We start from the raw sequence: 14,845 nt of genomic DNA, 5'->3' as shown, positions 1-14,845 counted from the left end.
CCCGCGCGGGTCTGTGTCCTCAGACCTTCAGGCCGGGGACGAATTTCGCCAGCAGGCTGAAATCCTTGACCGCCGGGGCGTTGTGGCGGCGGCTGGCGCTGATGGTGGCATCGAGGCGCGAAATCGCCATCAGGTCGTCATAGAGGTCGAACGAGGCGCGCGGGGCAGGAATGCGGGTCATGGCAGGTACTCCGGTTTCTCGGGGCGCGCCATCAGGGCGCGGTCATAGATAAGACGCCCGAGACCGGCAAAAGGTTCAAAGTTACCCTACGTATTTTCGTGCCATCGCGCTCAGAGGCCCAGCAAGGCCCGGATCGAGGGCAACAGCGTCGCCGCGACCAGCCCCACAGCCACGCCCAGAACGATGCGCAGCGCTTTCGACCGGATGCCGCTCGCGCCGTAGCCCAGCGCGGCGCAGACGGCCGCGTAATAGCTCATCGTCACCGGATCCATGGCAGGTTCCTCCCTGCCCCCATGCTGCCACCGGGCGGGGCCTTTGCCTAGCGGGTGGCGGTGTGCAGGACGATTGAATGCCCGCCCGCCTGTGTTAGCCTTGCCGGGCGCCCGCGCGATCCGCGTCCGGGACGGCAAGGGAGGAGCCCGTGACCGACACACAACCCGAACCCGCCGGGCGGCTGGCGGCCGAGCCATCGACCATTCCGCCCCCCGCGGCGATCAACCCGGCCGCCCTGCGCGAGGTTCTGGCGCTGGGCTGGCGGGATTTCCGCCGCGCCCCCTTCTACGGCATCGTCTTCAGCGCCTTCTACGTGCTGGGCGGGCTTATCATGTACGCGATCTTCGCCGCCTCGGCCGCGGAATACTGGTTCATCCCGATCGCCGTGGGCTTCCCGATCCTCGCCCCCTTCGCCGCGACCGGCCTTTACGAGGTCAGCCGACGGCTGGAGGCGGGCCAGCCGCTGGGCCTGCGCTCGGTCTTCGCCATCGTCTTCGCGCAGAAGGACCGGCAGGTGCCGTCGATGGCGATGTTCGTCATGCTGGTCTTCATGTTCTGGGTCTTCATCGCCCATACGATCTTTGCGTTGTTCTTCGGCCTCGCGCCGATCACCGGCTCGACCTGGAGCATGCTGCTCAGCGGCAATGGCCTGATGATGCTGGTGGTGGGCTCGGTCATCGGCGGCGTGATGGCGACGCTCTTCTACGCGCTGACCGTGGTGAGCCTGCCGCTGATCCTGGACCGCGAGGTCGATTTCATCAGCGCGATGATCGCCAGTTTCGGCTGCGTCACGGCCAATCCGGTGACCATGGCGCTCTGGGCCGCGATCATCGCCGGGGCGTTGTTCCTGGGGATGCTGCCGCTGTTTCTGGGGCTTTTCGTGGTGCTGCCGGTCTTCGGCCATGCCAGCTGGCACCTTTACCGGCGCCTGTTGCCGCCCGAGGGCTGAGCCGAAACGCAAAACGGGGGGCCGCTGGCCCCCCGCTTCCTGTCTCTGGATCGGTCCGCGCTTATTGCGAGGCTTTGCTGTCCATCGGCGCCTTGGGGGCGGCGGGGCGGCTGGCTTCGGCCGGCATCGAGGGACGCGCGGCCGGCGCCGGCGCAGCGGCGGGCTGCGGCGCGGCGGCGGCCGGACGCGGGGCCGACGACGCGCTGGCGCTGGCGGCGGCCGACTGGCTCGACGAGGCCAGCGGGTCATCCTGACGCTGCACGGACCCCTCGAAATGGGCGCCCGATTCGATGGCGATGGTCTTGTGGATGATGTCGCCCTCGACTCGCGCGGTCGAGGTCAGGCGGACCTTGAGGCCGCGCACCCGACCGATGACCCGGCCGTTGATGACGATGTCATCGGCGATGATCTCGCCACGGATGGTGGCGCTTTCGCCCACGGTCAGCAGATGGGCGCGGATGTCGCCATCGACGACGCCCTCGATCACCACATCGCCCGAGGTGCGGATGTTGCCCGAGATCTGCAGATCGGCCGACAAGACCGAGGCCGCGGGCTTGGGCTTCGGCGCCGAACCGGCACCCACGTTGCCGCCCATGTCGAGCGAGGGCCGCGAGACCGGCGCCGAGACCGGCGCGGAGGCTGCCGATTCGGACGCGCGCGGGGCTTCCGCGCGGCCGGCGGTTTCGTTGATCCTGCTCTTAGAAAACATTCTGTGCTGCCCTTATGTAGGTCATGGGATTGATGGGGTTGCCACCGACACGGATCTCGTAGTGCAGATGCGTGCCCGTCGAGCGGCCAGTCGATCCCATACCACCGATACGGTCCCCGCGCGAGACCCTTTGGCCCTCTCTCACGCCGATGCTACTGAGATGGGCATAGCGGGTTTCGAAGCCGAAATCGTGCTGGATGATGATCAGATTGCCGTAACCGCTTTGCCGGCCGGCGAAACTCACGGTGCCATCGGCCGTGGCATGGATCGCGGTGCCGCGGGCGCCGCCGAAATCCTGACCGGCATGAAGCCGCCGACCGCCGGTGATCGGGTCGCGGCGATAGCCGAAGGGCGAGTTGACGCGCACGCTGGTGACCGGCAGCGCGAAGGGGGTGCGTTGCAGCGCGATGCGGTAGGCGTCGATTTCCTCGAGCGCGGCCAGCACGGAATTGGCCCGCACCTCGTCGGAATTGGGATCGATGGTGCCCGAGGTCGAGATCGAAATGGGTTGCAGCGAGGCCGAGCGCGTCTGATAGCCCGCCCGCACCTGCCGCAGCAGCGTTTCCGACGACAGGCCCGCGGCGCTGAACATCCGTTCCAGCGGCTGGATCGAATTCTCGACGGCTTGCTCGAGCTGGGTGAAGATGCGCGTGTTGCGGTCCTGGATCAGCCGGTATTCCAGTGCCAGATGCTCGGCCTGACGGGCGGCGCCATCGGCCACGGCGCGGATCTGTTCCCGCTCGTCGGCGGTACGGTCCAGCGCGGTCAGCACGAAATCGAGGGTCTGTTCGACCTCGTCGAGGTCCTCGGTCGTCTGGGCCAGTTGCGAATTGGCGTCCAGCGCTTCCAGTTCGGCCAGCTGGGCCTCGGCCTGGTCGCGGGCGGTGGTGGTGCTGTGCAGCGTCGCCTGCAGCGCGTCGATGCCGCGGGTCAGTTCGGCGTTGCGCTGCTCGCCTTCCATGAGCGCGGTCTGCATGTTGGCCACGCGGTCCATCGCCTCGCCGTAACGGCGGTACGAGGCCTGAACCTCGATCAGGGCGTTGTCACGCTGCGCGGCCATCTCGTTGAGACGGGTCTCGAAATAGCTCTGCTCGCGGCGGGCGCTTTCGCGCAGGTCGTTCGAGCCGATCACCTCGAAGAACAGGATCGAGGTGGCAACCAGGCTCCAGGCCATGTAGCCAGAGGCGATGGTCAGGATGGACGCTTGCGCGACGGGTCGCAGACGGACGAACCGGGTGCTGGTCTCGGAACGCAGGAACAGGCGTTTCTCGGGCAGAAAGCGCTCGAGCTTGGTATTCAGGTGGTCTATCCAGGCCCTCACAGGTCCCCCTTGCGATTGAACGGCGCAGGTTACCCTCCGCTGACCACGGCCGCGGAGGTTGGAGAAACTGTTAACGAGCGCTTTTCAGGCAGGCAACCGTTTTGGCCGGGCGGTTCCCCTTGCATCGGCAACGTTCCGCCGGATCGGCGAAAAACCGCCGAAATCGAATCGCTTACGGCCTTGTGTTGCGGCTGTGCCCTGCGGGTGACACCTCATCGGCCAGCGGCCAATAGAAATCAGGGGGAATCCCCGCCTCGGCGCGCTTTTCCTCGTTGAAAGGCGGCTTCAGCGCGCCGTGGAAATAGCGCCGCACCAGATCGTGGAACGCTTCCTTGGGGTCGATATCGGCCCGGCCGCACAGGAAGTGGAACCATTTGGAGCCATAGGCGACATGGCTGACCTCTTCGGCGTAGATTGTTTCCAATGCGGAAACGGCGCCCGGCAGATCGGCCTTCTGGAACAGCGCGATCATCGACGGCGTGACATCGAGGCCCCGCGCCTCCAGCACCATGGGCACCACGGCGAGCCGTCCCAGCAGGTCGTCGCGGGTATCCGCCGCCGCGCGCCACATGAAGGCATGGGCGGGCAAGGCGCCGTAATGCGAGCCCAGGCCCTCAAGCACGTCGCAGACCAGGTTGAAATGCTTGGATTCCTCGGCCGCGGCCTTCACCCAGTCGTCGTAGAAACCCATCGGCATCGTCGTGGCGGTGAAGCGGGCGATGATGTCCCAATGCAGATCGACGGCGTTCAGTTCGATATGCGCCACCGCATGCAGCAGCGCCAGCCGCCCCGCGGCGCTGCCCGGACGCCGCCGCGGCATGTCCCGCGGGTTCAGGAGTTCGGGCTTTTCCGGCCGGGCCGGGTTGTCGGGCGGGTTGCCGGTGCCGATGGGCATCGGTGTGCCCGCCTCCCGGCCTGCGAACCACGCCTCGGCGCAGCGCTTCGACAGCGCGGTCTTGGCGCGGCCGTCGGCGGTGGTCAGCACCGCATCGGCGCAGGCGGCAAGGGTGGCGGGCAGGTCGGTCATGCGTCTTCCACTATTCGTCCTCCAGCGCGATCAGGGCGGCGCCCGCCTCGACCTGCTGGCCCGCGCCCGCCAGCACCTCGGCAACGATGCCGTCGCGACCGGCGGTCAGCGTGTGTTCCATCTTCATCGCCTCCAGTACCGCAAGTCGGGCGCCCTTGACCACCGCCTCGCCCTTGCTGACGAAGACCGCCTTCACCAGCCCCGGCATGGGCGCCAGCACCACGCCCGCCGCAGCCCCGGCATCACCCTCGCGGGCCAGCGGATCGGGGAGGGTGAAATGCACGATGCACGCCCCGAAGACCGAGACCCTGCCCGGCGCGGTCAGCGCCGCCTCGGGCGCGCGGGTGCCGTCGATCCACCAGGTTCCGGCGCGGCGCTCGGCCTCAAGTTCCCGCGCGCCGATCCTGAGCGTCCAGTTGGGCGCGGTGCGGGTCAGGACGACATTCCACCGCTTCTCGCCCAGGTCCAGGGTCACGGTCTGTCGCAAGGGCGACCAGAGGGCGAAGCCCTCCAGCGTCCCGCCCTGCCCTGCGCCCGCCGCCGTCAGCGCCGCCAGCGCCACCATCGCATCCTCGACCGGAGGCTCGGCGGTGAGGCTGGCGATGTCGCGGCCGATCAGGCCGGTGTCCACCTCGCCCCGCGCGAAGCCCGCATGCCGGGTCAGTGCGCCGAGGAAGGCGAGGTTGGTCACCGACCCCGCCACCTGCGTCCCCTCCAGCGCCGCGCGCAGCCGGGCCAGAGCCACGGCGCGGGTCGGGCCATGGGTGATGACCTTGGCGATCATCGGGTCGTACCAGGGGCTGATCGTGTCGCCCGGCCGCACGCCCGAATCGATCCGCGCCCCCTCGGGGAAGGTCAGATGGGTCAGCGTACCGGTCGCGGGCAGAAAGCCCGCCGGCACGTCCTCGGCATAGAGGCGGGCCTCGAAGGCGTGACCGCGGATTGCCAGATCCTCCTGCCGGGCGGGCAGATCCTCGCCCGAGGCCACGCGCAGCTGCCATTCCACCAGATCGACGCCGGTAATCAGCTCGGTCACCGGGTGTTCCACCTGCAGGCGGGTGTTCATCTCCATGAACCAGAAACCGTCGGGCCTGAGACCCTTCGAGCCATCGACGATGAATTCGACGGTCCCCGCGCCCCTGTAGCCGATCGCCTCGGCCGCGCGCACGGCGGCCTGGCCCATGGCGGCGCGCATCGCCTCGGTCATGCCGGGGGCGGGCGCTTCCTCGATGACCTTCTGGTGGCGGCGTTGCAGCGAGCAGTCGCGTTCAAAGAGATGCACGGCGCGGGTGCCGTCGCCGAAGACCTGCACCTCGATATGGCGCGGCTGCTCGATGTATTTCTCGATCAGCACGGCGGCATTGCCGAAGGCGGTCGCCGCCTCGCCCCGGGCGCTTTCCAGCGCGTCGCGGAAATCCTGCGGCCGTTCGACCAGCCGCATGCCCTTGCCGCCGCCGCCCGCCACGGCCTTAATCAGCACGGGATAGCCCACGCCATCCGCCGCGCCCGCCAGATGCTCGGGGTCCTGATTGGCGCCCATGTAGCCCGGCACCACCGGCACGCCCGCCTCCTGCATCAGCGCCTTGGCCGCGTCCTTGAGGCCCATGGCGCGGATCGCGCTGGCCGAGGGGCCGATGAAGGTCAGGCCCGCGGCCTCGACCGCTTCGACGAAATCGGGGTTCTCCGACAGGAAGCCATAGCCCGGGTGGATGGCCTTGGCCCCGGTGGCGAGCGCCGCGGCGATGATCCGGTCGCCGCGCAGGTAGCTGTCGGCAGGCCGCGGCCCGCCGATATGCACCGCCTGATCGGCCAGCGCGACATGGGCGGCGCCCGCGTCGGCGTCGGAATAGACGGCGATGGTACGCACGCCCAGCGCCCGGGCAGAGCGGATCACACGGCAGGCGATCTCGCCACGGTTGGCGATCAGGATGCAGTCGAACATGGGCGGACCTCCGGTCGGACGGCGCCCGGCGCGGCACCTGGGGCACCGGCCGGGTCACGGGGGGAAAGGGGAAATGCCGAAAGCGCCGCGCGGAGGGAACCGGCGGCGGTACGGATCGGGTTATCGGGAGAAGAGGCGCAGCGCGCAGTTGCCCCGCGCGTCAGGCGCAGGGATCGGGCGGCGGCGTCGGAACCAGCCGGTGGATCGGGATACCATCGGCCAGCATCAGCACCAGATGCGCGCGCGGTTCCTCGACGAAGGCCAGCGTTTCGGCCTGCCAGACCTGCGCCCTGAGAGAGACATGCGCCCTGAGGCCCCACCAGGCCTCGGCCAGGCAGCGGGCGCCCAGGACCGGCGGCGAAGTCAGACCCATGACATGGTGATGCCGCACCTCGTCGCCCGGGCAGGACAGTTCGACCGTGTTGCCATCCACCACCGACAGCAACCGGCAGCCCGAGGTCGAGATCACCGACGCGCTGCCGCCACTGACCCCCGCGAGCGCCCCGGCAACCGGCGCCAGGATCAGCATGACCAGCGCGGCCACGATCATGCGCGGCGTGGTCCAGCGGCTGCGCCGCCGACGCCCTTCCCGGGCGATGCTGCGGCGCAGATTGCGCAGATCGCCGGGCGACGGGATGCGTCGCACGCAGGCAGGAGAGGAGAGGTTGGATACACGGGGCATGATCCCCAAAATCTCCCGCCAATACGGCGGAAATTGGGCGGTTTTCAGCGGTTTTCCGGGGAATCGACGTTAATGTTGGCGCCAACATGCCTTTAAGGGCGCGTGCATTGGCGCCGCTGCCCCCGTGCCGGGTGCCGCGGATTGTCGCGCAACCTGAGCGCGAATCATCTTTTGCCAGCCACAATCCTGCCGCGAACCCGCGCAAGGCATTCCCGCCCGACGGGCAAGCGGCGCCTGCGCGGCCCGAATCCCCTCCCCCGCTCACATGCGGAACACGCCGAAGCGCGTCTCCCCGATGGGGGCGTTCAGCGCCGCCGACAGCGACAGCGCCAGCACCTCGCGCGTGCGGCGAGGGTCGATGATCCCGTCGTCCCAGAGCCGCGCCGAGGCATAGAGCGGGTGCGACTGGCGCTCGAACATCTCGATGGTGGGGCGCTTGAATTCGGCCTCGTCCTCGGCCGACCATTGGCCGCCCTGCCGCTCGATCCCCTCGCGCCGGACGGTGGCCAGCACCCCCGCCGCCTGCTCGCCACCCATCACCGAGATCCGCGAATTGGGCCAGGTCCAGAGGAACCGCGGCTGATAGGCCCGCCCCGCCATGCCGTAATTGCCCGCCCCGAACGAGCCGCCCACCAGCATCGTGACCTTCGGCACCGAGGTCGTGGCCACCGCCGTCACCAGCTTGGCGCCATGCCGGGCGATGCCCTCGTTCTCGTATTTCCGGCCGACCATGAAGCCGGTGATGTTTTGAAGGAAGACCAGCGGGATCTTGCGCTGGCTGCAGAGTTCGACGAAATGCGCGCCCTTGACCGCCGCCTCGCTGAACAGCACCCCGTTATTGGCGACGATCCCCACCGGGCAGCCCTTGAGATGGGCGAAGCCCGTCACCAGCGTCTCGCCATAGCGCGGCTTGAACTCGTCGAAGCGCGAACCGTCGACGACCCGGGCGATCACCTCGCGGATGTCGTAGGGCGTGCGCAGATCGGCCGGCACGGCGCCCAGGATCTCGTCAGGGTCATAGGCCGGTTCCTCGGAGGCCTGCATCAGCACCGTCTCGGGCTTGCGGCGGTTGAGCTGCGCCACGGCCCGACGGGCCAGCGCCAGCGCATGCGCGTCATCCTCGGCCAGGTAATCGGCCACGCCCGAGAGGCGGGTATGCACATCGCCGCCGCCCAGATCCTCGGCGCTGACCACCTCGCCGGTCGCGGCCTTGACCAGCGGCGGACCGGCCAGAAAGATCGTGCCCTGATTGCGCACGATGATGGTCACATCCGACATGGCCGGGACATAGGCGCCCCCCGCCGTGCAAGAACCCATGACCACGGCGATCTGCGGGATGCCGCGGGCCGACATATTGGCCTGATTGTAGAAGATGCGGCCGAAATGGTCGCGGTCGGGGAAGACCTCGTCCTGGTTGGGCAGGTTGGCGCCGCCCGAATCGACCAGATAGACGCAGGGCAGCATGTTTTCGGCCGCGATCTCCTGCGCGCGCAGGTGTTTCTTCACCGTCATCGGGTAATAGGTGCCGCCCTTCACGGTGGCATCGTTGCAGACGACCATCACCTCCTGCCCGTGCACCAGACCGATCCCGGCGATGACGCCTGCGGCCGGGGCGGCGCCGTCATAAAGTCCGTGGGCGGCGGTGGCGCCGATCTCGAGGAAGGGCGAACCCGGGTCCAGCAGGTTGGCGACCCGCTCGCGCGGGGGCATCTTGCCCCGCTCGATATGCCGCGCCCGGGCCTTGGCCCCGCCCCCCTCGGCCGCCTGCGCCGCTGCCTCGGCGACGATCTCCAGCGCTTGCATATGGGCGGCGCGGTTGGCCTTGAAGGCGTCCGAGCCGGTGAGGATGTGGGATTGGAGTTTCATGGGGTCTCCTCCTGGGCCCTGCGTTTCAGGTCTTTGCGAATGATCTTGCCGGTCACGGTCATCGGCAGGTCCGCGGCGAAGCGCACTTCGCGCGGGACCAGATGGGCCGAGAGGCGGGTGCGGATGTGGGACTGGATCTCGGCTTCGGTCGCCTCGTTGCCGGGCTTGAGGACGACATAGGCGCGGATGCGTTCGGTGCGCTGGGCGTCGGGCAGGCCGATCACCGCGGCCAGCGCGACGGCGGGGTGGCGCAGCAGGCAATCCTCGATCTCGGACGGGCCGATCCGGTAACCGGCCGAGGTGATGACGTCATCCTCGCGCCCGACAAAGCGCAGATAGCCGTCCTCCCACAGGCCGCGGTCGCCGGTCAGCATCCAGTCGCCGCGGAATTTCTCGGCCGTCGCCTCGGGCCGCTGCCAATAGCCCAGCATCATCGAGGCCGAGCCGCGTTTCACCGCGATATCGCCCTCGACCCCCTCGCCCAGCGGCCCCTCCGGCCCCAGCACCGCCAGGTCATGGCCCGGGACCGGTTTGCCGATGCAGCCCGGGCGCGCCGGGAACAGCGACCCGGCCGAGGAGGCGATCATGTTGCCCTCGGTCTGGCCGTAGAATTCGTTGATCGCGAGGCCGAAGGCGCGGCGGCCCCAGTCCAGCATCTCGGCCCCCAGGGGCTCGCCGCCCGAGGCGACCGAGCGCAGGCCGGGGATCGCGAGGTCCGCCGCCTTCAGCATCTTCAGCGCGGTCGGCGGGAAAAAGACGTTGCGCACTCCGGCCTCGGCGATGACCCGCGCGGCGCCCTCGGGCGTGAATTTCGGCAGGCGGGCGGCGACCACCGGCAGGCCCAGCGCCAGCCCCGGCATCAGCACGTCGAAAAGCCCGCCGATCCAGGCCCAGTCGGCCGGAGTCCAGAGCACATCGCCGGGCTGGCCCAGACGGTCATGGCTCATCTCCACCCCCGGCAGATGGCCGGTCAGCACCCGGTGGGCATGCAGCGCCCCCTTCGGCGCGCCGGTGGTGCCGGAGGTGTAGATCAGGACCGCCGGGTCCTCGGACGCGGTGTCCAGCGGGTCGGGGCCAGCGGGCGGCAGGGCGAGGGTTTCGGGCACATGCGCCGTCACGCCCAACGCCGCGAGGCGGGCCGCGCCCTCGGCATCGGTGACAGCGTGGGTTGCCCCGGCGTCCGACAGGCGGGTGGCCAGCGCCTCGGGACCGAAGAGGGTGAATAGCGGCAGGCTGATCGCCCCCAGCGTCCAGATCGCCAGATGCGCGGCGGCGGTCCAGGGATCCTGGGCCCGCAGCACCGCCACCCGGTCGCCGGGCCGCACGCCCTGCCCCGCCAGATGCGCGGCCAGCCCCCGGGCCATGGCGGCGAGCTGGCCATAGGTCACGTCGCGCCGGGTGCCGGTGGAAAGATCGAGGATCGCCGGACGGTCCGGCTGGACCTCGGCCCGGTCGAAACAGGCCTGCCGCGCCATGTTCAGCCGCGCCGGGATCTGCCAGCGGAAGTCGTCGCAAAGCGCCTGATAAGAGCCGGCGGCGGGCAGCATCTCAGCGCTCCCCCCCGGCCAGACGTTCCAGATCATCGACCTGCGCCGCAGTCAGACGCACCAGACAAGAGCCCTCGGCCATGCCCGCCCCGCTGCCGCCCCACCAGCTCAGGGCGTCGTAATGGCAGCGAGCGTTGCGAAAATTCTCCCAGGCGCCCTGAACCGCGATCAGGCCCAGCACCCGCGAAGGCCCCTCTTCACGCTGTTCGGCGGCATCTCTCTGGCGTGCAACCGCTTCCGCCGCATCTAGCGCCCGCAGCATGGCGGCCTGCCAGTGCTCGTACTCGGCTTGCAGGCAGAGCGTCCCGCTGTAGGTCGTCGGGTTGTCGCCCTGACAGGCCCGTGTGGCGAGGCCGGCGCATTCCGCCGCCGTCAGCGTCATCCGGCAGGCGTCCAGCACCACCGGCACCAGGGCAAGAGTCTGCGCCTCGACAGGCGCAGCGAGCAGGAGAAGCAAGGGCCAGCGCCTAGTCATCGAGCATCCCTTCCAGCAGCAGCGCATGTCCGGCGGTCAGGCGCATCAGGCAATCCTGTTGCTCATGGCCCGCGTGGATCCCGTCCCAGGAGGCGGCGCGCCAGTCGCAGGCGGCGCGGCGATAGGCCTCGAACCCCTGCGACAGCGCGTCGAGCGTGGGGACGGGCTCGGGCCAGCCCAGACGGCGGGCGCGGGCCTGCACCTCGCTCTCGCCGTCGCGCAGGAGGCTGAGGGCGGCCTCGGCCCGGGCCTGCCAGAACGCGGTTTCGGCCCCGCGGCAGAGGCCCTCGCTGCCCGGCCCGGCCTCGGCCTCGCAGCCTCCGGCCATGGTGCCGACACAGGCCCCTCCTCCTGACGCTGCCAGACAGTCCAGCAGTGGCGCCGGGGAGGCGAGAGGCGCCTCCTCGGCCCGCAGCGGGCTGGCCAGCAGAAGCAGGAGGAAAAGCCGCATCCTCAGCCCCCCAGCTGCTGGCGGTAGGCGCGCAGTTCCAGCATCCGCCCGGCGGTCATGCGCAGCTGGCAATCCGCCCCGGCGATCTGGCGCATGCTCCCGGCGCCCCAGAGCCCGTATTCCATGGCGCAATTGGCGTCGCGATAGGCGATCCAGGCGCGCTGGGCGTCGCGCAATTGTTCAACCCGACGGGCGAATTCGGGGAAATCCGCGCGTTCGGCCTCGTCAGCGGCGCGGGCGGCGTCCCGGGCGAGGCCGTATTCCTCGTTCAGAAGCCGGTCCCAGACGTCGCGCTCGGCCAGCCCGCAGAACATCATGCCGGTGGTGGTCTGGCCATCCGGCGCCCCGTCGAAACAGGCAGCGGCCCCGGTGCCGATGCAGGCGCGCCCGGCCTCGATCCCGTCGGTGGCGGCGACGCAATCGGCGATGCCGGTCGAGAAGCTGTCATAGGGTTCCTCGGCCAGCGCAGGGGTGGCGATGAGGGCGAGAAGAGCAAGAAATCGGGTCATGAAGAAGCCTTGTTGACGGAAGAACCAATGGAGCGGGCCGGGCTATCGCCGCGCCCGGGGCTGCGACAGGCGGTCGGGGCGCGCGGCGGGCAAGGGCGGTTCATGCCTCGTATTCCTCGATCAGCCGCCTCAGCCGCTTGACGATGGTCTCGCGCCCCTTGGCGGTCAGGAAATGCGTGGGGATGCGGCGGGCCCAGGCGCGGGTCTCGTCGTCGGGCAGGCGGCGGCGGTCCGCGCCCTCGATGAAGTCGATCAGCGCCTGCGCATGGTCGCGATTCGCGGCCCAGAGGGTCTGTCCCCGGTACTCGACCTGAAAGAACCGGTCTTCGTCCCGCACCACCCGGGTCTCGACCGTGCCGCAGCGGTGGCAGGTCACGCGCAAGGGCTCGTCCTCGGGCCAGGTCCGCAGCAGGTCATAGCGGATCCGCTCATGCCAATCGGGGTGATCGGCCAGGATCGCCGCCTGTGCCTCGTCGCGGTTGTCGAAGAGGGCGATCTGCGCCGGGCCCCGGGGGTCGTGGTTCTGGCGGATCGTCAGGTGGCGCGAAGCCCGGACCCAGGCCTCGTTCTTTGGCGTGACGGCGATGCGGCCGGGGGTGGCATAGGTGGCCGGGCCGCGGCAATGGCGGCAGCGGATCACGGGCGCATGGTCCCACGGCAGGCTGAACACCGCCATCGCGTCACCCCATCGCGGACATCAGCTCGCGCCCGACCAGCATGCGGCGGATTTCCGAGGTGCCGGCGCCGATCTCCATCAGCTTGGCGTCACGGAACAGGCGGCTGGTGACGGAATCGGCCATGAACCCGGCCCCGCCCATCGCCTGCACCGCCTGATGCGCCTGCACCATGGCCTGTTCGCTGGCGTAAAGGCAGCAGGCGGCGGCATCGGCGCGGGTCACTTCGCCCCGGTCGCAGGCCTTGGCGACCTCGTAGACATAGGCGCGGGCCGAATTCAGCGCCGTGTACATGTCGGCGATCTTGCCCTGCATCAGCTGGAAGGACCCGATGGGCTGGCCGAATTGCTTGCGGTCGCGCATGTAGGGCATGACCTCGTCAAGGCAGGCGGCCATGATGCCGGGGCCGATGGCGGCCAGCACCACGCGCTCGTAATCGAGGCCCGACATCAGGACGCGGACGCCCTTGCCTTCCTCGCCGAGGATGTTCTCGTAGGGCACTTCGACATTCTCGAACACCAGTTCGGCGGTGTTCGACCCGCGCATCCCCAGCTTGTCGAAATGCGGGCTGGTCGAGAAACCGGCCATGGTCTTTTCGATCAGGAAGGCGGTGATGCCCTTGGACCCGGCCGAGGGATCGGTCTTGGCATAGACGACCAGCGTGTCGGCGTCCGGCCCGTTGGTGATCCAGTACTTGGTGCCGTTCAGGATGAAGCGGTCGTTCTTCTTCTCGGCGCGCAGGCTCATCGACACCACGTCGGACCCCGCCCCCGCCTCGGACATGGCCAGCGCGCCGATGTTGCGGCCGCTGACGAGGCCCGGAAGGTATTTCTCCTTCTGCTCGGGCGAGCCGTTCAGCTTGATCTGGTTGACGCAGAGGTTGGAATGCGCGCCGTAAGACAGGCTGATCGAGGCCGAGGCCCGCGCGATCTCCTCGACCGCGACGGCATGGGCCAGATACCCCATCCCGGCGCCGCCGTATTCCTCGGGCACGGTGATGCCCAGCAGGCCCAGATCGCCCATCTCGGGCCAGAGCGCGTTGGGGAAGGCGTTGGTCCTGTCGACCTCGGCCGCCAGCGGCTTGACGCGGTCCTGCGCCCAGCGATGCACCGTCTCGCGCAGCGCGTTGACGTCTTCGCCCAGGTCGAACTTCATGGATGCGGTGAACATGGCCCTTCCCTCCCCCGAATTGAACAGCTGTTCAATTCCTATGCATGGGGCCGGATTCGGTCAAACGAAATCCGGTCCCTGATCCTCGTGACGCCACGGCTTGAACTGGGCGCGGCCCCGGCCCGGCCGATCCCCGACCTGGTTGGCATCGAGCCAGGCGCGTTCGGCGTCCCGTTCGGCCCGGCGGTCGGCGGCGTTCTCGGTCCCCCAATGGCGGGGCCGGGTCTTCAACCCCTCGGGCTGTCCGGCCGCCTCCTCGGGTGCCGAGGACAGCGCCTGCTTGTCCAGCCGCCGGGTCTGGCGGTTGCCCATGGCCTTGATCCGCGGCGCATGCTTGCGCGCGGCCTTGTCCGAGGAATTGGCGGCGATCTTGCGCTGCCTCTGGCGGTCACGGGCCTTGTCGGCCGGGGGGTCACGGTCGGTCATGCGCCGCATTGGGCCATGCCCGTCCGGCCCGCGCAACGCAAACTTGTGTCAGCGGAAGATCAGGAGCGTGGTGAAGGCCAAGAGCACCGCCATGAACCGCAGGAAGATCTTCCACGCCAGCGGCGCCGACAGCAGCGCGGTCAGCAGCGAGCCCGCAGCGGTCCAGAACAGGCAGACCAGCAGGTTCAGCGACGAAAACGCCGTGGCGAGGCGCGCGGCCTCGATCCCTGCGGGCAGCCCGGCGGAGTACCCGGCGGAAGCCGCGAAGGCCACGGCCCAGACCTTGGGGTTGATCCACTGGAAAAGGACCGCACCGACAAAGCTGAGGGGCTTCTCGTCGGGGTCCGCCGCCTTGCGCGGCCTGGCAGAGGCTTTCCAGAGGCCCCAGGCCATCCACAGGATGAACCCGGCCGCGCCCAGCCGCAGCACCAGATTCAGCGTGGGCGAGGCCTGCACCGCCGCCCCCACGCCCAGCGCGGTAACGCCCGCGGTGATGCCCACGCCGACCACCACGCCGAAAAGATGCGGCAGCGTGCGCAGGAAACCGAAGCGCACGCCCGAGGCGGTCAGCATGATGACATTCGGCCCCGGGGTGAAAAGCCCGAGGAAGACGAAGGTGTAAAGCAGCGGATCGAAGAACATG

General features: G+C 69.2%; 17 protein-coding genes. 1 reads left to right on the top strand and 16 read right to left on the bottom strand.

What is annotated here, in order from left to right; all coding sequences use genetic code 11:
* Positions 1-19: 19 nt before the first annotated feature.
* Both DDE23_RS25070 and DDE23_RS25065 read right to left on the bottom strand, forming a co-directional pair.
* Positions 20-181, bottom strand: a complete 162-nt coding sequence (locus DDE23_RS25070) for a hypothetical protein (protein WP_157958017.1) — start codon at positions 179-181, stop codon at positions 20-22.
* Positions 182-291: 110 nt separating this feature from the next.
* Positions 292-453: a hypothetical protein gene (locus DDE23_RS25065; RefSeq protein WP_157958016.1), complete on the bottom strand. Its 162-nt coding sequence runs from the start codon at positions 451-453 to the stop codon at positions 292-294.
* 149 nt (positions 454-602) lie between these two features.
* Between DDE23_RS25065 and DDE23_RS12595 the strand changes: the two genes are divergently transcribed.
* Positions 603-1,403: a DUF2189 domain-containing protein gene (locus DDE23_RS12595; RefSeq protein WP_107752097.1), complete on the top strand. Its 801-nt coding sequence runs from the start codon at positions 603-605 to the stop codon at positions 1,401-1,403.
* Positions 1,404-1,464: 61 nt separating this feature from the next.
* Here the strand turns inward: DDE23_RS12595 and DDE23_RS12590 are convergent, their stop codons facing one another.
* The 14 genes from DDE23_RS12590 to DDE23_RS12525 form a co-directional block, all read right to left on the bottom strand.
* Positions 1,465-2,112: a bactofilin family protein gene (locus DDE23_RS12590; protein ID WP_170121848.1), complete on the bottom strand. Its 648-nt coding sequence runs from the start codon at positions 2,110-2,112 to the stop codon at positions 1,465-1,467.
* Positions 2,102-3,433, bottom strand: coding sequence for a DUF5930 domain-containing protein (locus DDE23_RS12585; protein WP_238149971.1), 1,332 nt, complete (start codon positions 3,431-3,433; stop codon positions 2,102-2,104). Before DDE23_RS12585 ends, DDE23_RS12590 begins: the two co-directional genes overlap by 11 nt.
* 172 nt (positions 3,434-3,605) lie before the next feature.
* On the bottom strand, positions 3,606-4,460 hold the full coding sequence (locus DDE23_RS12580) for a ferritin-like domain-containing protein (RefSeq protein ID WP_107752096.1): 855 nt from the start codon (positions 4,458-4,460) through the stop codon (positions 3,606-3,608).
* Between the two features lie 10 nt (positions 4,461-4,470).
* On the bottom strand, positions 4,471-6,402 hold the full coding sequence (locus tag DDE23_RS12575) for an acetyl/propionyl/methylcrotonyl-CoA carboxylase subunit alpha (protein WP_107752095.1): 1,932 nt from the start codon (positions 6,400-6,402) through the stop codon (positions 4,471-4,473).
* 160 nt (positions 6,403-6,562) lie between these two features.
* The gene (locus DDE23_RS12570; RefSeq protein ID WP_133239555.1) at positions 6,563-7,084 is read right to left on the bottom strand and encodes a hypothetical protein; all 522 of its coding nucleotides are present in this window, start codon (positions 7,082-7,084) and stop codon (positions 6,563-6,565) included.
* A 261-nt stretch (positions 7,085-7,345) separates the two neighbouring features.
* Positions 7,346-8,950, bottom strand: a complete 1,605-nt coding sequence (locus tag DDE23_RS12565; protein WP_107752093.1) for a carboxyl transferase domain-containing protein — start codon at positions 8,948-8,950, stop codon at positions 7,346-7,348.
* Positions 8,947-10,497, bottom strand: coding sequence for an AMP-binding protein (locus tag DDE23_RS12560; RefSeq protein WP_107752092.1), 1,551 nt, complete (start codon positions 10,495-10,497; stop codon positions 8,947-8,949). Before DDE23_RS12560 ends, DDE23_RS12565 begins: the two co-directional genes overlap by 4 nt.
* A 1-nt stretch (position 10,498) precedes the next feature.
* Entirely contained in the window at positions 10,499-10,972 is a 474-nt protein-coding gene (locus tag DDE23_RS12555; protein ID WP_157958015.1) for a lysozyme inhibitor LprI family protein, read from the bottom strand.
* Positions 10,965-11,423 (bottom strand): lysozyme inhibitor LprI family protein, encoded by a 459-nt coding sequence (locus DDE23_RS12550; protein ID WP_107752090.1) that lies wholly within the window; start codon positions 11,421-11,423, stop codon positions 10,965-10,967. The genes DDE23_RS12555 and DDE23_RS12550 overlap by 8 nt, the downstream gene beginning before the upstream one ends.
* Positions 11,424-11,425: 2 nt before the next feature.
* Positions 11,426-11,932 (bottom strand): lysozyme inhibitor LprI family protein, encoded by a 507-nt coding sequence (locus tag DDE23_RS12545; protein ID WP_107752089.1) that lies wholly within the window; start codon positions 11,930-11,932, stop codon positions 11,426-11,428.
* A gap of 100 nt (positions 11,933-12,032) precedes the next feature.
* Positions 12,033-12,608, bottom strand: coding sequence for a hypothetical protein (locus DDE23_RS12540; RefSeq protein ID WP_107752088.1), 576 nt, complete (start codon positions 12,606-12,608; stop codon positions 12,033-12,035).
* A gap of 4 nt (positions 12,609-12,612) precedes the next feature.
* Positions 12,613-13,776, bottom strand: coding sequence for an isovaleryl-CoA dehydrogenase (locus DDE23_RS12535; protein ID WP_107752087.1), 1,164 nt, complete (start codon positions 13,774-13,776; stop codon positions 12,613-12,615).
* A 60-nt stretch (positions 13,777-13,836) separates the two neighbouring features.
* On the bottom strand, positions 13,837-14,202 hold the full coding sequence (locus DDE23_RS12530) for a hypothetical protein (RefSeq protein WP_133239554.1): 366 nt from the start codon (positions 14,200-14,202) through the stop codon (positions 13,837-13,839).
* Positions 14,203-14,250: 48 nt separating this feature from the next.
* Positions 14,251-14,844: a LysE family translocator gene (locus tag DDE23_RS12525; RefSeq protein WP_107752085.1), complete on the bottom strand. Its 594-nt coding sequence runs from the start codon at positions 14,842-14,844 to the stop codon at positions 14,251-14,253.
* Position 14,845: the final 1 nt, after the last annotated feature.

The sequence above is a fragment of the Pararhodobacter aggregans genome (assembly GCF_003075525.1).
Lineage (GTDB): Bacteria > Pseudomonadota > Alphaproteobacteria > Rhodobacterales > Rhodobacteraceae > Pararhodobacter > Pararhodobacter aggregans.
Note: the sequence above shows the minus strand (reverse complement) of the source record. Positions and strands in the feature narration are given on the sequence as shown.